Source organism: Actinomycetota bacterium (genome assembly GCA_030018275.1).
Taxonomy (GTDB): domain Bacteria; phylum Actinomycetota; class Aquicultoria; order Subteraquimicrobiales; family Subteraquimicrobiaceae; genus Subteraquimicrobium.
Window position 1 is genome coordinate 119,112 of the sequence record JASEGB010000001.1, and the last position, 18,344, is coordinate 137,455.

General features: G+C 47.1%; 18 protein-coding genes. All 18 read right to left on the reverse strand.

The features are described from left to right. A complete protein-coding gene (gene pilO, locus QMD66_00705) occupies positions 1 to 582 on the reverse strand; it encodes a type 4a pilus biogenesis protein PilO (protein MDI6821392.1) in 582 nt (193 codons plus the stop codon). A gap of 4 nt (positions 583 to 586) precedes the next feature. Then, a complete protein-coding gene (locus tag QMD66_00710; protein ID MDI6821393.1) occupies positions 587 to 1,168 on the reverse strand; it encodes a PilN domain-containing protein in 582 nt (193 codons plus the stop codon). Continuing rightward, positions 1,165 to 2,295 carry a type IV pilus assembly protein PilM gene (gene pilM, locus QMD66_00715; protein MDI6821394.1) on the reverse strand — a complete coding sequence of 377 codons (1,131 nt, stop codon included), beginning with the start codon at positions 2,293 to 2,295 and terminating at the stop codon, positions 1,165 to 1,167. Before pilM ends, QMD66_00710 begins: the two co-directional genes overlap by 4 nt. A 186-nt stretch (positions 2,296 to 2,481) precedes the next feature. Continuing rightward, complete coding sequence (locus QMD66_00720) at positions 2,482 to 3,915, reverse strand: pilus assembly PilX N-terminal domain-containing protein (GenBank protein MDI6821395.1); 1,434 nt, start codon at positions 3,913 to 3,915, stop codon at positions 2,482 to 2,484. A gap of 15 nt (positions 3,916 to 3,930) precedes the next feature. Next, the gene (locus QMD66_00725; GenBank protein ID MDI6821396.1) at positions 3,931 to 4,485 is read right to left on the reverse strand and encodes a hypothetical protein; all 555 of its coding nucleotides are present in this window, start codon (positions 4,483 to 4,485) and stop codon (positions 3,931 to 3,933) included. Then, on the reverse strand, positions 4,436 to 4,636 hold the full coding sequence (locus QMD66_00730) for a prepilin-type N-terminal cleavage/methylation domain-containing protein (protein MDI6821397.1): 201 nt from the start codon (positions 4,634 to 4,636) through the stop codon (positions 4,436 to 4,438). The genes QMD66_00725 and QMD66_00730 overlap by 50 nt, the downstream gene beginning before the upstream one ends. A 15-nt stretch (positions 4,637 to 4,651) precedes the next feature. Then, the gene (locus tag QMD66_00735) at positions 4,652 to 5,050 is read right to left on the reverse strand and encodes a prepilin-type N-terminal cleavage/methylation domain-containing protein (protein MDI6821398.1); all 399 of its coding nucleotides are present in this window, start codon (positions 5,048 to 5,050) and stop codon (positions 4,652 to 4,654) included. Positions 5,051 to 5,125: 75 nt separating this feature from the next. Further along, on the reverse strand, positions 5,126 to 5,899 hold the full coding sequence (locus QMD66_00740) for a prepilin peptidase (GenBank protein ID MDI6821399.1): 774 nt from the start codon (positions 5,897 to 5,899) through the stop codon (positions 5,126 to 5,128). A 146-nt stretch (positions 5,900 to 6,045) separates the two neighbouring features. Then, positions 6,046 to 6,393, reverse strand: coding sequence for a type II secretion system protein (locus tag QMD66_00745; protein ID MDI6821400.1), 348 nt, complete (start codon positions 6,391 to 6,393; stop codon positions 6,046 to 6,048). A 164-nt stretch (positions 6,394 to 6,557) separates the two neighbouring features. After that, the gene (locus tag QMD66_00750; GenBank protein ID MDI6821401.1) at positions 6,558 to 7,772 is read right to left on the reverse strand and encodes a type II secretion system F family protein; all 1,215 of its coding nucleotides are present in this window, start codon (positions 7,770 to 7,772) and stop codon (positions 6,558 to 6,560) included. 27 nt (positions 7,773 to 7,799) lie between these two features. After that, positions 7,800 to 8,861, reverse strand: a complete 1,062-nt coding sequence (locus QMD66_00755) for a type IV pilus twitching motility protein PilT (protein MDI6821402.1) — start codon at positions 8,859 to 8,861, stop codon at positions 7,800 to 7,802. A 169-nt stretch (positions 8,862 to 9,030) separates the two neighbouring features. Further along, positions 9,031 to 10,707, reverse strand: a complete 1,677-nt coding sequence (locus QMD66_00760) for an ATPase, T2SS/T4P/T4SS family (protein ID MDI6821403.1) — start codon at positions 10,705 to 10,707, stop codon at positions 9,031 to 9,033. 187 nt (positions 10,708 to 10,894) lie between these two features. Then, positions 10,895 to 12,565 (reverse strand): ATPase, T2SS/T4P/T4SS family, encoded by a 1,671-nt coding sequence (locus QMD66_00765; protein ID MDI6821404.1) that lies wholly within the window; start codon positions 12,563 to 12,565, stop codon positions 10,895 to 10,897. After that, positions 12,552 to 13,433 carry a shikimate dehydrogenase gene (locus QMD66_00770; protein MDI6821405.1) on the reverse strand — a complete coding sequence of 294 codons (882 nt, stop codon included), beginning with the start codon at positions 13,431 to 13,433 and terminating at the stop codon, positions 12,552 to 12,554. The genes QMD66_00765 and QMD66_00770 overlap by 14 nt, the downstream gene beginning before the upstream one ends. A gap of 26 nt (positions 13,434 to 13,459) precedes the next feature. Then, entirely contained in the window at positions 13,460 to 14,011 is a 552-nt protein-coding gene (locus tag QMD66_00775; protein MDI6821406.1) for a YqeG family HAD IIIA-type phosphatase, read from the reverse strand. Further along, positions 14,001 to 15,104 carry an endolytic transglycosylase MltG gene (gene mltG, locus QMD66_00780; GenBank protein ID MDI6821407.1) on the reverse strand — a complete coding sequence of 368 codons (1,104 nt, stop codon included), beginning with the start codon at positions 15,102 to 15,104 and terminating at the stop codon, positions 14,001 to 14,003. Before mltG ends, QMD66_00775 begins: the two co-directional genes overlap by 11 nt. Beyond that, positions 15,019 to 15,459, reverse strand: coding sequence for a Holliday junction resolvase RuvX (gene ruvX / locus QMD66_00785; GenBank protein ID MDI6821408.1), 441 nt, complete (start codon positions 15,457 to 15,459; stop codon positions 15,019 to 15,021). Before ruvX ends, mltG begins: the two co-directional genes overlap by 86 nt. 63 nt (positions 15,460 to 15,522) lie before the next feature. Further along, positions 15,523 to 18,183 carry an alanine--tRNA ligase gene (alaS, locus tag QMD66_00790; protein ID MDI6821409.1) on the reverse strand — a complete coding sequence of 887 codons (2,661 nt, stop codon included), beginning with the start codon at positions 18,181 to 18,183 and terminating at the stop codon, positions 15,523 to 15,525. Positions 18,184 to 18,344: the final 161 nt, after the last annotated feature.

Here is an 18,344-nt window from a genome sequence, read left to right on the forward strand (position 1 = left end):
CTATCCACCACTTTTACTCGTCTGAGATTTACCACTTTCACTAGCTTGCTGGGGTTTGATGAGTGTGAAGGCGCTCGCGGAAATATCCACGGAGAGCTCGGGGTACTCCTTCACGGATATGCTCACCACATTTACTTTTATCTCCCGGGGAAGTCCTTCAAGACGATAGAGAAAATCGACCACATCGAAGAATCCTCCAGTAATGTTAATACTCAAGGGTATTTCGGAAAAACTCTCCTTCGGGCTGAGAACAGAGGGTTTTATGGAAATAAAGTCAATGCCCGCTTGCGTGGCTATATCCTGTAGCTCGATTATAAGGGATGGAAGTTCGGGCTCCTTTGGAATTCTTTTGCTCAAGCTCAACAGCTTTGACTCAATTTGGGCTGATTCCTCCTTTGCGGCTTTAAGGCGTGAAAGCGTAGACTTCGCTGTCTCCTGCCTCTTCCTCTCCTCCTCCATTTGCTTTCGAATTTGGGCTTTTCGGTTCTGTTGAGGTAGCCAAGCCAGGAGGAAGAATGCGACCACGAGAAGAATTGCAAATATGCCCACTGCCGTTATCCTAGACTTAAGCGAAATGGTCATGCCCTCACTCTCCCGAATTCTTAGGCGGGGCAGGAACGGAAGGCTTCGCCGTTTTTAATTGAGAAGTCGTCTCAAATCGGATGGCTTCTTGCTCTTCTACCTCTGTTTTTTCTGAAACATTGAGCCAAATCTCGGTAAACTGCTTAATTTCCTTCAACCTGACCATCCATTTTGCCACCGAATTATGGGTGAAGGTGTGACCTTGAAAAGTGATTCCAGCATTCATGTCTCCCTTAAAAGAAGTCAACCAAACATCGCTCGGTATGACCATACTAATTTCGTTGAGTAGCTTCGACCATGATACCTCGCCTTCCATTGCGGTCTTGAGGATTCTCTCTCGCTTTTCAACCTCAGCCTTTTTCTTCTCATAAATTTCATACTCCGCGATTACCTCTTGTAACTTTTGATTTTCGGTCTTAATTGCGGAGAGTTCTCGCTCCTCCTGACTGACGACCCAGGCATTAATGGTATATATAAAAAATAAGATAAAAACGAGGACCACTATTCCCATGAATGAGTAAACTAGGATTCTTTCAGCTCTCCTCTTTCCAAGGATTTCCGGAGGCAATAAATTGATGTTCGTCATCGCTCAAACCCCCGTAGAGCAAGACCAAGACAAATGGCAAGGGAAGGTTCTTCAGCCATGAGCTCCCCTTGAGGTAATTTGGGATCGATCTGAAATCCCTTCAAAGGATGACCAAATTCCACATCCACTTGTAAGCTCTGACTTAGATAACGATCAAGGTATTCCAGTTTCGATCCACCTCCACTTAAAATAACACACCCAATGCCTTTGACCTGGGTGGCTTGCGCAAGATAATAATCGAAAGAGCGTCGGACCTCGGTCACAAAATTATTTATTTCTTTCCCCAAAACCTCTTGCACCAGAGGCACTTTATCGGCCATCTCAGACCGAATCTTTTTGGATTTTGACTTCTTATTCAAAGGAGTTAGCCCTATCTCGACTTTCAAATCCTCGGCTTCGTCGAAGGATACGTTCAAGGCATCAGCTATGGCACGGGTAAAATCATTTCCCGCCAGAGAGGTCACCCGAGTAAATCTCGGTATTCCTCGCTCTACAACGACGATATTGGTGATCCCGGCACCGATGTTGATCAGAGCTGTTGCTGTTCCCTCCAACTCCCCTTCCCCAGGAACAATGGGTGACTCACCTATGAGCGAACGCACGAGGGCGAAGGAAGATACATCGATTACCACGGGTTTTAATCCAGCCCCCTCAACAGCGGCGACATTGTTCTGGATCATGTCCTTCTGTCCAGCTACAAGGAGCACCTCCATCATCCGCTCATTATTCTCCGTGGTGAATTCGCCTACCACTTGGAAATCGAGAATGGCTTCCTCGATGGGAATTGGAATGAATTCCTGAGCTTGATACTGAATAGCTCCTTTGAGCTCTGATTTCTCCATGAAAGGGAGTTCGATGAGGCGGACAACGACCTTCTGATTGGCTACACCGATTACCACTCTCCTGTCCCCAAAACCTGCATTCTTCCAGAGTCTAAATAAGGAGTTTGAAATGGCTTCGACGTCGACTACTTCGCCCTCTACAACCGCTCCCATGGGGACCTTTACCTTGCCATACTTAATGAGGATGGGTGAACCCTGCGCTGGCTTAAGCTGAGCCGCTCGGAAGGTATTCGTGCCAATATCAAGACCTATTGGTGGAAGGATTCTAAATGGAAAAATGCCCAAAATACGATTCCTCCTACGATCATGGCTTCCGCTTGATTTAAACCTTTGTTGCTTCCCCTCTTCGGGCGGGGCATTACCTTTTATCTCTTTTAAAACCGATTACTTGATTCGATAAAATTTTGTATTTCCCTCTTTTAAAAATTCCAGAAATTTATCGGCATTTCCGCCCATTTCTTTAATAAATCACTATTGCTCACGCCAAGTCCTGTAATCGAGTGTCACACCTTGTATGATCCCAAAGGTACTTGGATACTCCGAGGGCATGGCAGATCCCCTGAAGGTCAACTTGACTCGTCTTTTGATATTATCAAACCAAAGCTGACCATCATCATTATCGACGTCTCCCGCAATTATACTCCCGATAACCGCTATTTCCCGACCATTGGATTCGGTGCGGAATCGGATTCCCCTCCGGGAGAAGACTACCCCTTCTAGTTGAATGTGGTTTCCAGTATCGGTCGATCCCGCATTGGTATTTGAAGTCAGAAATATAACATATCTGGAGAGGAGACTGGATTGGGTGGAGTAAATATAATCGTAAACCCTCGTTCGAGCATTGCTGTAGAGTTCGGTATTCGCTCCCATTTGAGTTGGCTTTGGTTTGGTTCCTTGGATGACCAGGGCATCCGTATTCGTATTCGGATCATCATCCCAACCACCGGCGATGATTTGTATCTTTTCCTCGATGGTTGAGCTATTTATGGTCACATTGCCATAAGCCACAATCGTGGTTACCGTGGAGGTATCCGTGCTGGTTACGGTAGCACCATCGATGGTCAAATTCCCATTTATGTAGGTCTTGCTTCCCCCCGTGAGTGTTACTGTTCCGGTCCATGTTTGGTTTCCGGCGGGGTAAGTGCTCGCCGTGCGAATTTCCCGTTCGTAAGGGGCTGTTCTAAAGGTGGGTAGCCCCGAGGGATCGGCGGAAGTGGCTTCCTTCCAATGCGCGTCGGGAAATTCCCTCACACCGGCAACGTATTTATTATCCACGGGGCGCACACCGTCTTCGTCATAGGCATATCCAAGATAATTGGAACTCGTGCTCGGTTCCCTGATGTTTATGACCCAACCGTGGATGTTTAAAACATCGCTCCCCGTACCGTAGATCATGACCCTCGTGGTTTCCGTCGTATCATTGTATATGAAGACGTTATCCTCCGCAGAGGGATCATCATCATTTCCGGGTATGGCGTTGAATTTAGCTGCGGTCAAGGCACGTTGGAAAGAGGCGGGCACCGTATTCACGACCGCTTGAACTCTTATTCTCCTCGTTACCCCCGTAACTTTCCCCACGGAAATGAGCAACCCAGTGTTCGAATCGTAAATCGTATAATAGCTTCCCGATCCAAGAGCAACCGGTGTGGTCTCGCTTCCAATCGTGCCGGACATGTTGCTGTTTAAACTCCACAGGGCGTGGTTTATTCCAGCTTCTGCTAGATAATAAGCTTTTGTGGAATTGGCATGCTGAATTACCATATATGCCTCATTTATGGTCAGGGAAATGAGGGCAGTCCCCACAAGGATCAAGATCAAGACGGCGCTTAAAGCAAAGGCTAGCGTGTATCCCTCTTCCTTGATTAAAATCTTCAATCTAAGCGGAAACTTGACCATTCTTCCCATCTCATAAATCCTCCATCACTTCCTCAACCTACATTCATTCTCCAGCCTGTATTCCTCTGGAAACTCACCCGGATTTTTATCCATGATTAAGGTGATATAAATCTGGTAGGGTTGATTGACATCATCCGCCCTGAAAACTGGGACTGATTTATTCCGGTTGATCAAATATCTAGCCACAATTTGGCTTGAACTATCAACTTGCCTTGTTAAAATTCCATTCGTCGATAGAGAGTAAATCACCGACGTATCATAGGTATAATCGGCATGAACGATATCGGTTTCCGCCAGAGAATAATTGAAGGTAACCGTTCCCCTCTCATAATTTACGCTATATTCGCTGGATGGACGGGGGATGCCATTTTTGTAGATGGTTGGAGGTGCCCATGATAACCATGGATAATATCGCGATGGTCCGTAGACCTTCCGTCTGGGATCGGTTGTGGACAATTTCTCTCCAACTATTTGCAATCCGGATATGGTGAGGCTATAATCGGTAATCCCCGTAACCTTATAGCATTCCCTAAGCTCTTGAGCTATCCTCAACATGGCAATTCGCACTCCGTTGAGCATCTATCTGCCCCTCGGAAAGATTCCAGGTCTCCAGGCCTTGAACTAACAAGCCGTATAAAGCCCCAACTATCAAAAAGAGCAAAGCTCCAGCCAAAAGTAGCTCCACCAGAGTGAACCCTCTCTCTTCATTGGATTTAATATATCCCAGCATGAACCTCGCCCCCGCTTATAGCTTCCTTGCCCTGTAAGTTACCAGTATTACGGCTTGCGTTTGACCTTCCCTCGTCCAGCTCACCTTAACCGTAATTCTCTTAATATCCGCATTCGAATTTGTGATCTCAGAAGGCGAAGAGACTATTGTTACCTCACGATTAAAGATCTTACCCCCTGCAGTTCTTGTATCCGAATAAGTGCCATCTTGAAGCTCGGGGTCATCATAGGCTTTATTCCTCAGGTACTCCATCTTCTCTTGGGCAAAATTGGTGGCAAGATTCTTATCCTTGGAGGAGGAAACGAACCCAACCCCTTCATAAAACATAATGAATATGGGAATTAGGATGAGAGCAACGATCGTCGCCGCTCCTAAGACTTCGAGAAGGGAAAATCCTTTCTCGCTTCTTGTCATTACTCCCACCCGCTTCTGTAAAGATTGCTCGCTATTTTTATCGGCATCGCAGGTGGAGAGCTAAAGGCACAGGATCTATAGGAAACATAAGCTTAAATAGTAGCGGAAAATCTGGGGGCCGAAGAATAGGGTTATGAATCCACCGAGGGCAAGGAATGGACCGAAGGGAATAATATCCTTTCTGCTCATTCCCTTGAAGATGATGAGTGCAATGCCGGAAATAGCTCCCAAAAGAAAACCAAGGAATAGAGCGGTCAGCACATGCCAGCCCAGGAATATACCCAAAAATGCCGCGAGCTTTATATCCCCTCCCCCCATCCCCTCTCTCCTTAAAAAAAGATGAGCCAATAATGCCACCAGCAGTAGTAATCCTCCACCGATGAAAAACCCAATCAATGAGGAGCCTATCGCTTGTGGATTGGACAAAATCACTAAGATGAACTGTACCACTAAAGCCGGCAAAATTACCTTATTGGGAATGATCTTGTGCTTCAAATCGATGGAGGCAACTAAGAGAAGGATGGAGGTGAAGAATGAAGCCGATAAAAACCCCGAGCTTAGTCCAAACTTTAAGAAACAAAATAAAAACAGGAGTCCGGTCAATAATTCCACCAGGGGATATTGGATGGATATCCTTCCCTTGCAATAGCGGCACCTGCCCTTGAGCAGAAGATAACCGATAAGCGGAATATTGTCATAAGCTCTTATGATTCTACCACAGTGGGGGCAATGAGAGCTGGGAAAGATGATCGATTCTTTCCTGGGAAGACGGTAAATACAAACATTCAAGAAGCTTCCAATGGCTAATCCGAATATGAAAAAGACCAATCCCATTATTCCCTTTAGCATATGTCCCTCATTTCGACATAGCGCCCCTTCAATGCCTTTTAACCTTCGATAATGCCTTTAAATTTATCGACCTCTTTGCCACCATTATTTAGAGTGCAATAAAAAAGTGGCACCCAAATGGGTGCCACTTTCCCTAAAGGCTAACTTTAGTACGTATGAGGTGGAATGTTAGGACATACCGCATAAGGAGGATCCCCTGGAGCGATGGTGTAGAGAGCTTCAGCCTTCGGGCACTTCGGTGGAGCCTTGAGATATTTCTCCGTTATCAGAGGATGCTGATCGTCCAGCGGGCCAGTGGGAGGATAAACATCTTCAGTGGCCTTGTAAGTAGTTATTGCTCCGTCGATCGTTCTTAAGTTTGCCTGACAAGTTCTCTTTTGAGCGCTCTCACGTGCCACGTTGAATACCGGAACTGCGATGGCGACCAAGATAGCAATGATCAGAACGACGACCATTAATTCTATCAATGTGAAACCTCTTTCCTTCCTAATCACCTCTTTTCACCTCCTTGCATGAGTGAGAAAATTTAAATTGCATTTGGAGCTCCAACATCACCTCCGAGAAAAGTTACCTCACTAACTTTATCGGCACCTTGCTTTGAAACCTTAATATCCTCAAATTCTTTGGACCTGCGACCTGCATCAAGCGGACCTTTACCCTATTTAATCAGGGTAATCACTTGGAACATCGGCATATACAGGGAGATAATTATGCCTCCAATTAAGGTTCCCATGACCACGATCATTAAGGGTTCGATCAAAGAAGTGAGCGCATCCACCGTGGCTGAAACCTCCGAATCATAGAAATCGGCAATCTTATTCAACATTGAGTCGAGGGCTCCCGTCTCCTCGCCAACGGCGATCATTTGAACCACCATTGGAGGGAACACAGTGCTTTCCTCCAGAGGTCTCGCGATGCTTTCACCCTCCTTGATACTTGCTCGAGTCCTCATCACAGAGGTAGCAACCACAGCATTGCCCGATGTTTCCGCCACAATGTCCAAAGCTTGGAGTATGGGGACGCCACTGGAGACCAAGGTTCCCAGAGTTCGAGCAAATCTAGCTATGGATATCTTACGAACCAATGACCCGATGATGGGCAAGTGCAATTTTATCCTATCGATCTGCAATCGACCTGTTTCCGTCCTCCCAAACCATCGGAAGGCATAAACCAATGCTATGGTAATGAGCAACCCTATGTACCAAAAACTTTGCATGAAACCGCTTGCGGCCAGCAAAATCCGAGTGGGTAAAGGAAGTTCGCCACCCAAACCTTCGAACATCCTCACAAAAATTGGGACAACGAAGGTGATCATGGCAAATAAGATGAGCATGGAAAAGCCGAACATGGCCGAGGGATAAGCCATCGCCGATTTTATCCTCCCCTTCAATGTCGTTTCCTTCTCGTAATGTTCGGCTATTCGAAGCAGTACCTCATCGAGTACTCCACCGGTTTCTCCAGCTCTTATCATATTGATGAATAAGGGAGGAAAAATTCCTGGATGCTTTGCCAAGGCATCGGAAAGTGCTTGTCCCGCCTCGACATCGTGCTGAACTTCGGCAATCACCTTGGCCAGGGCAGAATTTTCGGTTTGCACACTCAAGATGTTCAGACATTTGGTCAGGGAAAGACCGGCATTTATCATGGTGGCGAACTGACGGCTAAACACCGTGAGATCCTTCAATTTTATTCTTTTAAAGCGCATAAGGACTTCGCCAGGACTAGGGACTTCAGCTTTCTCCTTAATACCCAATACGATGTATTCCATCTGGCGCAATTTATTAGCAACGGTGATTTCGCTATCGCCTTCGAGGGAGCCCACTATTATCTTGCCCTGTCTATCACGAACCCTATAAGTAAAGGTTGCTGCCAATGATTACACCTCCAAACTCAATTCATCCTATCCCGCTCGACTAAGAAGCTGCCTTATATCGTGGGGGTCGATTGCCCGCGCCATAGCCATCTCGTAAGATATCTTCCCCCTCCGGTAAAGATCGGCTAAGGCTTGGTCCATCGTCTGCATTCCGTACTTCTGTCCAGTTTGCATGACGTTATAAATTTGGTACCCTTTCGCCTCTCTAATGAGATTCCGAACCGCTGGGGTGGCAAAAAGAACCTCCACGGCAACCACTCTACCCCTTCCATCTCGAGTCTGCAGGAGTTGTTGAGCTACTATTCCTTGCAGGGTGCCAGCGAGTTGGATCCGCACCTGCTGCTGCTGATGTGGAGGGAACACATCGATGATCCGGTCAATCGACTGGGGAGCATCTGGAGTGTGAAGAGTTGCAAAGACTAGATGTCCCGTTTCGGCGGCGGTTAACGCAGTGGCGATAGTCTCAACATCGCGCATCTCCCCTATTAAGATGACATCTGGGTCCTGACGCAATACATACTTGAGGGCATTTGCAAAGGATTTGGTATCCAAGCCAACTTCCCTCTGATTAACGATGGACTTTTTGTGATGATGGAGATACTCTATGGGATCTTCGATGGTCATTATGTGAACGTTTCGTGTTTCATTGATGATGTTGATCAAAGCGGCGAGTGTCGTTGTCTTTCCACTACCGGTTGGTCCAGTGACCAACACAAAACCCCTTGGTTTTCTGGCCAGTGTTTCCAGAATCTTCGGGAGACCTAGCTCTTCAAGGGTTTTTATCTCAACGGGGATGAAACGGAAAGCAGCGGCGAGACTATTTCGCTGATGATATATGTTCACTCTGAATCGGGCTTTCCCAGGTAAGGAATAGGAGAAATCAAGCTCCAAATTCTTTTCCAACCTCTCCCGCTGCTCCGATGTAAGGATGCTATAAACCATCTCCTTGGTATCCTTGGGAGTTAGCTTAGGATAATCTAGGCGAACGAGATCCCCGTGAATCCGTATTACGGGAGGAGTTCCCACCGTAAGGTGCAAATCCGATGCTTCTCTTCGCAAAACCTCTTCTAATAGATCAGTCAATTCCATGGATTTCCCCCATTTTATTGGTGACATCGCCAATATTATCGGCAAATTCCCACAATTCATTAAATATCTCATCTGAATCGGATGAGAAAGGAGTGAAATACTTGGAGGAATTTTGTGGGTTTAAAATAACAGACTTCAGGGTTCGAAACTCGATACTCGAAACTCGGTTTTAGACTATGACCCTCATTATCTCCTCGATGGAGGTGATCCCCAAACGCACTTTCTCGAAGCCATCCTGCCTTAGGGTCCTCATCCCCTCGGCGATGGCTACCTCTTTGATCTCCTCAGCGGTGGCTTTTTCCACGGTGAGTCGCTTAATGGTCTCACTCATCAACATTATTTCATAGATCCCTATTCTTCCCTTATATCCAGTATCATTGCACTTGCTACAACCTTTGGGACGATAAAGTGTGGCTATATCATCGCCCTCCAAGGGGAAACCAATCTCTTTCAGTGCTTTTGTGGAAGGATTGTAGGACTCTTTACATCCCTTGCACAATCTTCTGGCGAGTCTTTGAGCCTGAACACAATCAACGGCTGAAGAAACGAGAAATGGAGGAATTCCCATCTCTGTGAGTCTGGTGATGGCTCCGGGAGCATCATTTGTATGTAGGGTCGATAACACCAAATGTCCCGTTAAGGCTGCTTCTATTGCTATTTGTGCGGTTTCTCTATCTCGAATTTCGCCTATCATTATGATATCGGGTGAGGACCTCAGGATCGATCTTAAACCTCTAGCAAAGGTTAAGCCAGCTTTGGGATTTATCTGAATTTGATTAATGCCGTGTAATCTGTATTCCACGGGATCTTCTATGGTAACGATGTTTTTCTCCGGTATATTGAGGACATTTAGCACAGCATAAAGAGTGGTCGACTTACCACTCCCAGTGGGTCCGGTGACCAAGATGGTCCCATAGGGCTTCGTGAATGAGGATTTGAATTTCTTAAGGCTCTCTGGGAGGAATCCCAAATCATTCAAATCCATCAGAATGCTTTCCTTCTCCAAAATACGGAGAACGACCCTCTCCCCATGAACTGTGGGAAGGGTGGCCACCCTGAAGTCATAAGCCTTCCCTCCAACGGTTAGTCCACAATGTCCATCCTGGGGCTTACGACACTCGGCGATGTCCATTCCGGCCATAATCTTAATGCGAGAGGTGAGGGCGGGTTGAATCCTCCTTGGGGAGCGCATGACCTCGTGGAGAACGCCATCTATTCGGTATCTTACTCTTAAATCCTTTTCCTGGGGTTCGATGTGGATATCGCTTGCCCGGTCATGGATCGCCCGGGTGATTACCAAATTTACCAGCTTTACGATGGGTACCTCCTCAGCGATCTCATGAATTTTCTCTACCGGGATTTCCTCCTCTATCTCCATGATACCTTCGATCTCCCGTCCCAGTGCCTCGCCCATTCTGTAATAATGATTGATGGCAGAAAGGATATCGGATTCCGTGCTCACCACGGGCTTTATGTCGTAACCCGTGACGATCCTCAAGTCGTCGATGGCGAAGACGTTGGCGGGATCGGCCATAGCCACGACCAACCTATCGCCCTCAAAATCGATGGGAAAGACGAGATATCGCCGGGCTATCTCTTCGGAGATGATGGCTACAGCACTTGCATTGATCTTACATTCTCCTAAATCAACGAAGGGGAGACCCTTCCTTTTCGCAAGGACGGAGGTTAAAGTGGCCTCACTGATTAACTTCATATCCACGAGAGTTTGAGCTAAAGATTTTCCAGTCTCCTTTCGAACCTCCTCGGCCCTCGCCAGCTGCTCCGGAGTCACAATCCCCTCATTTATCAGGATTTCTTTGAGTTCTTCATCCAATTTTGTCACCATATCCATTCCCTTAGTTTGCCTGTTAGCTGGTTTTCTTCTATGCTCATATTTTTGTGGACGGGGTATCCTGGAGAGTGCATCTTAAGAGAACCGTTAAGCCCCGACTTGTCGGGGCAGCAGCTAGCACTCGGAGGGATGCCCCAAACAATATAGTGTTACCAATGTGCGTAAACATTACGGCTAACAATTAGACTATGACCCTCATTATCTCCTCGATGGAGGTGATCCCCAAACGCACTTTCTCGAAGCCATCCTGCCTTAGGGTCCTCATCCCCTCGGCGATGGCTACCTCTTTGATCTCCTCAGTGGTGGCTTTTTCCACGGTGAGTCGCTTAATGGTTTCGCTCACCAACATGACTTCGAACACACCTATCCTACCTTTATAACCCGTTCCATCGCACTTGCCGCAACCCTTGGGTCTATATAAAGTTGGTACCTCCTTATCCTCGCTCAGAGGAAAACCGACATCTCGTAAAACCTTTGGATCTGGAGTATATGATTCCTTGCAATGGTTACATAGCCTCCTTGCAAGTCGCTGAGCGACTATGCAGTCCACTGCGGAAGAAGTAAGAAATGGTTCCACTCCCATCTCCGTTAACCTGGTAAGGGATGAGGGAGCATCGTTCGTGTGCAGGGTGGATAGCACCAGGTGACCGGTAAGTGCCGATTCTATGGCTATCATAGCCGTCTCCTGATCACGGATCTCGCCTATCATCACGATATCCGGATCGTTTCTCAAAATGGAACGGAGTCCCGTTGCAAAGGTTAAGCCAGCTTTGGGATTTATCTGAATTTGATTGATGCCGGAAAGTCTATACTCGACCGGATCTTCAACGGTGATGATGTTTTTCTCAACTGAATTTAAAACATTGAGAACAGCATATAGGGTCGTGGTTTTACCACTCCCAGTGGGTCCGGTGACCAAGATGGCCCCATAGGGCTTCGTGAATGAGGATTTGAATCTCTTAAGGCTCCCTGGAAGAATGCCTAAATCATTGAGATCCATCAAGATACTTTCCTTCTCCAGGAGACGAAGTACGATTTTTTCCCCATGGACCGTAGGTAAAGTCGCTACCCGAAAGTCAATCGATTTTTTATCAAGTGTTAGGCCAAAACGTCCGTCCTGGGGGATGCGACGCTCGGCGATGTCCATTCCAGCCATGATCTTAATACGAGAGGTGAGACCGGGTTGAATCCTCTTTGGGGAGCACATGACCTCGTGGAGAACGCCATCTATTCGGTATCTTACTCTTAAATCCTTTTCCTGGGGTTCAATGTGGATATCATTTGCTCGCTCCCGCACAGCTTCCGTGATGATTAAATCGACCAGTTTGACCACGGGGGCTTCTTCGGCTTCTCGCTCCTCCGTTAAAGCCTCACGAACCTCGCTTTCGGCGGCAATGCTCTCCGCCACTTGCTCGATGGTTTTATCCACCCTTGCGTATTGATGGATTGCGCTGAGGATGCTCGATTCCGTGCTCACCACGGGTTTTATGTCGTAACCCGTGACGATGCTCAAGTCGTCGATGGCGAAGACGTTGGCGGGATCGGCCATAGCCACGACCAACCTATCGCCCTCAAAATCGATGGGAAAGACGAGATATCGCCGGGCCACTTCCTCCGAAATTATGGTCGCGGCATTGGAGTTAATCTTGTAATCCTCCAAATTTATGAAGGGAAGGTGCATCCTTTCAGCTAGGGTCTTTGCGATATCTCCCTCGGTGACATATCCTAAATCGACGAGAGTCCGCACCAGCGATTTGCTATCCCTGGACTCTAAGGCTTTTTGCAGTTGTGCCTCCGTGATGAGACCGGCTTCTATCAAAATTTTGCCCAGTCTCTTTTTAACCCTCACCATGACGATCTTCCCCCAAAGCTTCCTCCAAGGCTTTGCGCATTACCGCTATAGGAGGTTCTAAATTCGTCCAAATCTCAAAAGCCGCGGCACCTTGATGAAGAAGCATGCCTAATCCTCCAAGGGTACGGGCTCCCTTCTCCTTGGCTAACTTGAGGAGTAAAGTCTCCCTCGGTTTGTAAATCAAATCACACACGAGATGCTTGGGTTTTAGCAACTCCACGGGGAAGGGAAGTTCCCCGCTTTTCGGATCCATACCCACTGGAGTGGCATTGATCACCACTTCGGCCTTCAAAAAGACGTAAGATAGATCGGCTTCGAAATCCATTGCCTCAACTTCGCAGGAAGGGAAGTTTTCTTGGAGAAGTTGACCCAGGGAATGTGCTCTCTCCAAAGTGCGGTTGAGTATGGCTATATAATTTGCCCCTGCTAAGGCTAGGGAAACCGCTATGGAGCGAGCAGCTCCACCTGCTCCCACAATCAAAATATTTTTCCCCTTCGGATCAAATTTCGCATCCCTTTGAAGGGAAGCTAAAAATCCCCTTCCATCCGTGTTATATCCGATTAATCTATTTCCCTTCACGTGAATGGTATTTACCGCTCCCACAATCCGAGCATAGGAGGCAATCTCATCCAAAAACGGGATGACTTCCTCCTTGTAAGGCATGGTTACATTTATCCCAACAAAATTGAGAGCTTTTATGCCCTCCAACGCCTGGTGAAGAAGGGGTCTCTCCACCGGAAGGGGTACATAACACCAATTCAGGCTGAGGTGCTGAAAGGCCGCATTATGGAGCACCGGAGAAAGCGTATATCGCAGGGGATAACCGATGATTCCCGTCAATTTTGTTTGACCATCGATTCTTAACATCCAGCTCACCCGAACTTTACTTTGTGCTATTCTTTAAGCAAATTCCTTTCTCGCAATTTTTTAAGCACCAATCTCTCGAGTCTGCGCAGAAATTTCGTGTGCAACATTTCCTGGGGACTTATGGGAACCACCAGAATGGTTTTTAGTCCCAATCTATTCCCTCCTAATATATCGGTAAATATCTGATCTCCAATAACCACAGTTTGCTCGGGGGAAACATCGAGCAGCTTAATTGCCCTCAAGAATGCTCGCTGCCTGGGTTTTCCCGCGGGAGCCAGGAGGGGTAATTTGAGTTGACTAGCGATCTTACTTGCTCGAGTAGTCCAGTTATTGGAGAGAATGCAGATTCGAAATCCCTGGAGGATGGCCTCTTGAAGCCATCGACGAATTCTCTGAGGAGTTTCTCGCTCGTATCGAGGAACGAGAGTATTATCCAGATCTATTATCAAACCGTCGATACCCCGGCGTTTAAGCTCAGCCAGATCGATCTCGCACACGGAGTCATAATATTTACTCGGGCAAAGAAGCCTTAACAATCTCCAGACGGATCCGTAGGACTTATGCCTTTTATCTCGCACTTTTTGCCTTTCTCTTTGCCTTCAAGAATTCTTCATAAGAATTGGTGAAAGTATGTCTCCCTTCTGGATCAGTAACCACATAATACAGGTAATCTACCTGTGCGGGGTTTAACGCCGCTCTTATGGACTCCAAACCAGGGTTGCATATTGGACCTGGGGGAAGACCGGGATGTAGATAAGTATTGTAAGGAGAGTCAATTTTCAGATCCTCTTTGGATAACTTCGGCTTCCATCGAGGTAAAGCGTATTGAACCGTGGCATCTATTTGAAGAGGCATTCCCTTGTTGAGGCGGTTGTATATGACGGCCGAAATCAAACTCCGCTCCTCGGGAACCTTTGCCTCCCTTTCAACTAACGAGGCTACCGTTATCACATTATGGAGAGTTAAATTTCTCTTCTCAGCTTCAGACCAGTTAAGGGATGATATCTCCTTTTCAAACTGGGTGAGCAACATATCTATAAATTGTTTTGGGGTGGTATCTTCGATCACGATGTAGGTTTTTGGAAAAAGATAGCCCTCTAAACCGGGTGTGGCATTGCTTTTTAGAAAATCATAATTAAAAATCCCCAATGTGGTGCCATTCTTCGCGAGCTGCCTGAACTCCTCGGCGTTTATCTCCGTCTTGACTCCAATTCTTTCCACGATTTGATCGGTGGTGAACCCCTCGGGTATTGTAACCATAAAAATCTTTTTGAGCGGCCCCTGGAGAAAAATATTCAAGACTTCTGTATGGGACATTCCCCTTCTAAACCTGTACTTACCGGGTAAGATGTCTATTCCCTTGATGCGCAGTAAGAATCGGAAAAGATATGGTTCAGACAGGATCTTCTTTTCGACCAAAAGATGGGCTATTTTGGAGGTCGGGGTCTTGGGTTTGATCACTAACTCCACTGCTCCCCCTTTTGGGGGTCGATGAAGGGCGAGAAAATAAAAGGAGATTAAAAGGAAAACCACTACGGCGGAGATTAAAATCCTTCTAAATTTTCCCGCTCGAATCTCCCTCCAGTTAGGAATGGGCAGATTTAAACCCCTCCCCACTGCGAAGATTATCCAGATATCCCTGTAAAATGAGGGTAGCGGCGATCTTATCAATCACCATTTTTCTCTGAGCTCGCCTTACATTGGCCTGCAGGAGAGTCTTCCTCGCTGAAAGTGTAGTTAACCTCTCATCCCAACACTTTATGGGTACCTCCAGTTGCGAAGAAAGCTTCCTTACATATTCCTCAACCATTCTGGCTGGAGGACCCGAACTTCCATTTAAATTAAGGGGAATGCCCACAATTATCTCATCTACCTGGTAATTTTCAATAAGTTCTTTGAGTTTCCGAACCTCGCGGGAAAAATTACTCCTCTTAATAGTGGTCAGACCCTGGGCAGTCTTACAAAGAGGATCGGAGATAGCAACCCCAATATTTTTTGCTCCAATGTCAAGACCCATCTTTCGCATTAACTTAAAGGGATGAGGGATAAGTCTAGAGTGAAGAGATCAATTAATCTTCCCCCCTTTAGACTAATCCCTTTCCACTTCTCCCTCCTTTTTTTGTTGTAATTGCTTTTCGATACATTTAAAGGCTTTATCTAAAGCTTGAGAGATATTCTCCGGCTTCCTTCCTCCCGCCTGGGCAAGATCTGCCCTACCCCCTCCCCCACCACCAACGAGGGGGGCTATTTCCTTAAGTAGATCACCGGCGTGAAAACCGTTGGCTACCAGGTTCGGCGTGGCGGCAGCAATTAGCATGGCTTTTCCACCATGTGAAGCTCCCAGAACCATGATACCGCTCTTCACCCTTTCCCTTAAAACATCGACAAATCGCCTCAAACTCTCCATATCTTTAGCCTCTATTGCCCTTATGAGAACTCTGACCCCATTTACCTCGCGAGTTGAAGCCAGAAGGGTATCAACCTGATGTTTAATGAGCTGAATCTCAAAGGACTCTATCTTTCGCTCCCTCTCCTTGAGAGTAGCCAGTATGCTGGTTATCCTCTCTGGGATTTCGGGAATCGTTCCCACTTTCAACAGGTTGGTGGTTTCCTCGAGAATTTCCTCCCTGCCGTGGATATAATCTAAAGCTCTACTCGCGGTTAAAGCTTCTACTCGCCTGAGGTTTGTTCCGATGCTCCCCTCACTAACTATCTTAACCAGCCCAACTTGACTCGTGTTTGCCACATGGGTTCCTCCACAAAGCTCCTTACTGAAATTGCCGATCTCCACAACCCTCACAAATTCATCATATTTCTCCCCAAAGAGGGCAATAGCTCCGATATCCTTGGCGAATTGAAAGGATGTGATATAGCATTTGACGGGATGTCCCTCAAAAACTTTATCGTTGATGAGTTTTTCGACCCTCCAAATTTCCTCATCACTTAGGGCCGTAAAATGAGTGAAGTCGAATCGCAATCTATCGTGATCCACGAGGGAACCCGCTTGCTTGACGTGTTTGCCCAACACGGTCCTTAGCGCCCAGTGGAGCAGATGAGTAGCAGTATGATTTCGACAAATTTCCGTTCTTCTTTTGAGATCGATGGAAGCCTTAGCCTTTTGGCCCAAGCGAATGGTTCCCTTAACTACCTTCCCTACATGAACATAAAGGTCAGGAAAGGGAGATTGAGTATCCACTATTTCTACCATACCGGAAGAGGCTTCTATGCATCCCTTATCTCCGACCTGGCCTCCCATTTCGGCATAAAAGGGGGTTTTCTTGAGAACTATTTCAATCTCATCTCCCTCTTTACCCCGATGTACCACCACATTGCCACGGATTATGGCTTGAATCGTCGTCTCAACGCTTTCCAGCGAATAGCCCACGAATTCACCCTTGCCATATTGGTCAAAAACTTGCGCATAGACCTCCTTTGGCTTGGCAACTCGATCTTGCCAAGCAGCCCGTGCCTTTCTACGCTGCTCCTCCATGAGTTCATCAAATTCTCTCTCATCCAAGGAGAATCCATCCTCTTCCGCTATCTCTCGGGTCAACTCCAGGGGGAAACCATAGGTATCATAGAGTTGGAAGACAATATCGCCACCGATCTGATTCATTCCCCTTGATTTTGCCTCTTGAATAACCCCACTTAAAATGCTCAAACCGGATCTTAAGGTTTGGGAGAACCTCTCCTCTTCACCAGCAGCAATGCGGATTATGAATTCTTGGCTCTCTTTGATTTCGGGATAGGCATCCTTCATGGATTCCACGACCATTTGAACGATATCCGGAAGAAACGATCTCTCAATTCCCAACAACCGACCGTGACGGACAGCTCTTCGTATGAGCCTGCGGAGAATGTAACCTCTCCCCTCATTTGAGGGTAAAACTCCATCACCAATGAGAAAGGTTATCGCCCTAACGTGATCCGCGATGATCTTAACGGAGATATCAGATTTTTTGTCCTTCCCGTACCTTATCCCACTCAAGTTTATGGTTTTATCGACTATGGGTTTAAGGGAGTCGGTCTCAAAATTTGTGGGTACATTCTGCAGAACCGAAGCCACTCGCTCCAAACCCAGTCCCGTGTCGATGTTTCTTTTGGGCAAGGGTTCAAGGTCTCCCTTCTCATTCCGGTTATACTCCATAAAGACCAGGTTCCATACCTCCAGGAACCTGTCGCAATCGCAGTGGATTCCGCAATCGGGTCGCCCGCAACTTCGGTCCTCCCCCAGATCATAGACGAGCTCGGAACAGGGACCACATGGTCCCGTGGGGCCAGCGGACCAGAAGTTGTCCTCCTCCCCCATGCGTACGATCCGAGCCTCGGGAATGCCGATCTCATCTCTCCATATCTTGAATGATTCATCGTCGTCCTCAAAGACGGTGATCCACATTCTACCCGGATCGAGTTTCAAATTTTGTGTTAAAAATTCCCACGCCCAAGCGATGGCTTCCCTCTTGTAATAATCCCCAAAGGAGAAATTCCCCAACATTTCAAAGAAGGTCAAATGTCTCGCCGTGTGACCAACCCGCTCAATATCGCTGGTACGAACACACTTCTGGCAGGTAGTAATTCGGATGTGGGTTGGTTTCATCTCGCCCTGGAAGACGGGCTTAAACTGCACCATCCCCGCGGCAGTGAGGAGCAAGGTGGGATCATCGGGAACCAGGGAGGAGCTAGGGAAAACCGCATGACCCCGCTCCTGAAAGAAGGCGAGGAATCTCTTTCTTATCTCGCTACTTTTCATCAAACTTCACCCATCTGTTCACCGGATTTTTCCAGAAAATGATAGACCAACGCCTTGCCCGCCGCCGCGATTGGTAAGGCGAGGAATCTCTTTCTTATCTCGCAACTTTTCATCAAACTTCACCCATCTGTTCACCGGATTTTTCCAGAAAATGATAGACC

What these genes read in the sequence shown, in the direction of transcription:
- pilO (MDI6821392.1), bottom strand. Translation starts at nt 582, where the DNA reads ATGACCATTTCGCTTAAGTCTAGGATAACGGCAGTGGGCATATTTGCA.
- QMD66_00710 (MDI6821393.1), bottom strand. Translation starts at nt 1,168, where the DNA reads ATGACGAACATCAATTTATTGCCTCCGGAAATCCTTGGAAAGAGGAGA.
- QMD66_00720 (MDI6821395.1), bottom strand. Translation starts at nt 3,915, where the DNA reads ATGGGAAGAATGGTCAAGTTTCCGCTTAGATTGAAGATTTTAATCAAG.
- QMD66_00725 (MDI6821396.1), bottom strand. Translation starts at nt 4,485, where the DNA reads ATGCTCAACGGAGTGCGAATTGCCATGTTGAGGATAGCTCAAGAGCTT.
- QMD66_00730 (MDI6821397.1), bottom strand. Translation starts at nt 4,636, where the DNA reads ATGCTGGGATATATTAAATCCAATGAAGAGAGAGGGTTCACTCTGGTG.
- QMD66_00735 (MDI6821398.1), bottom strand. Translation starts at nt 5,050, where the DNA reads ATGACAAGAAGCGAGAAAGGATTTTCCCTTCTCGAAGTCTTAGGAGCG.
- QMD66_00740 (MDI6821399.1), bottom strand. Translation starts at nt 5,899, where the DNA reads ATGCTAAAGGGAATAATGGGATTGGTCTTTTTCATATTCGGATTAGCC.
- QMD66_00755 (MDI6821402.1), bottom strand. Translation starts at nt 8,861, where the DNA reads ATGGAATTGACTGATCTATTAGAAGAGGTTTTGCGAAGAGAAGCATCG.
- QMD66_00760 (MDI6821403.1), bottom strand. Translation starts at nt 10,707, where the DNA reads ATGGTGACAAAATTGGATGAAGAACTCAAAGAAATCCTGATAAATGAG.
- QMD66_00765 (MDI6821404.1), bottom strand. Translation starts at nt 12,565, where the DNA reads ATGGTGAGGGTTAAAAAGAGACTGGGCAAAATTTTGATAGAAGCCGGT.
- QMD66_00770 (MDI6821405.1), bottom strand. Translation starts at nt 13,433, where the DNA reads ATGTTAAGAATCGATGGTCAAACAAAATTGACGGGAATCATCGGTTAT.
- ruvX (MDI6821408.1), bottom strand. Translation starts at nt 15,459, where the DNA reads ATGCGAAAGATGGGTCTTGACATTGGAGCAAAAAATATTGGGGTTGCT.
- alaS (MDI6821409.1), bottom strand. Translation starts at nt 18,183, where the DNA reads ATGAAAAGTAGCGAGATAAGAAAGAGATTCCTCGCCTTCTTTCAGGAG.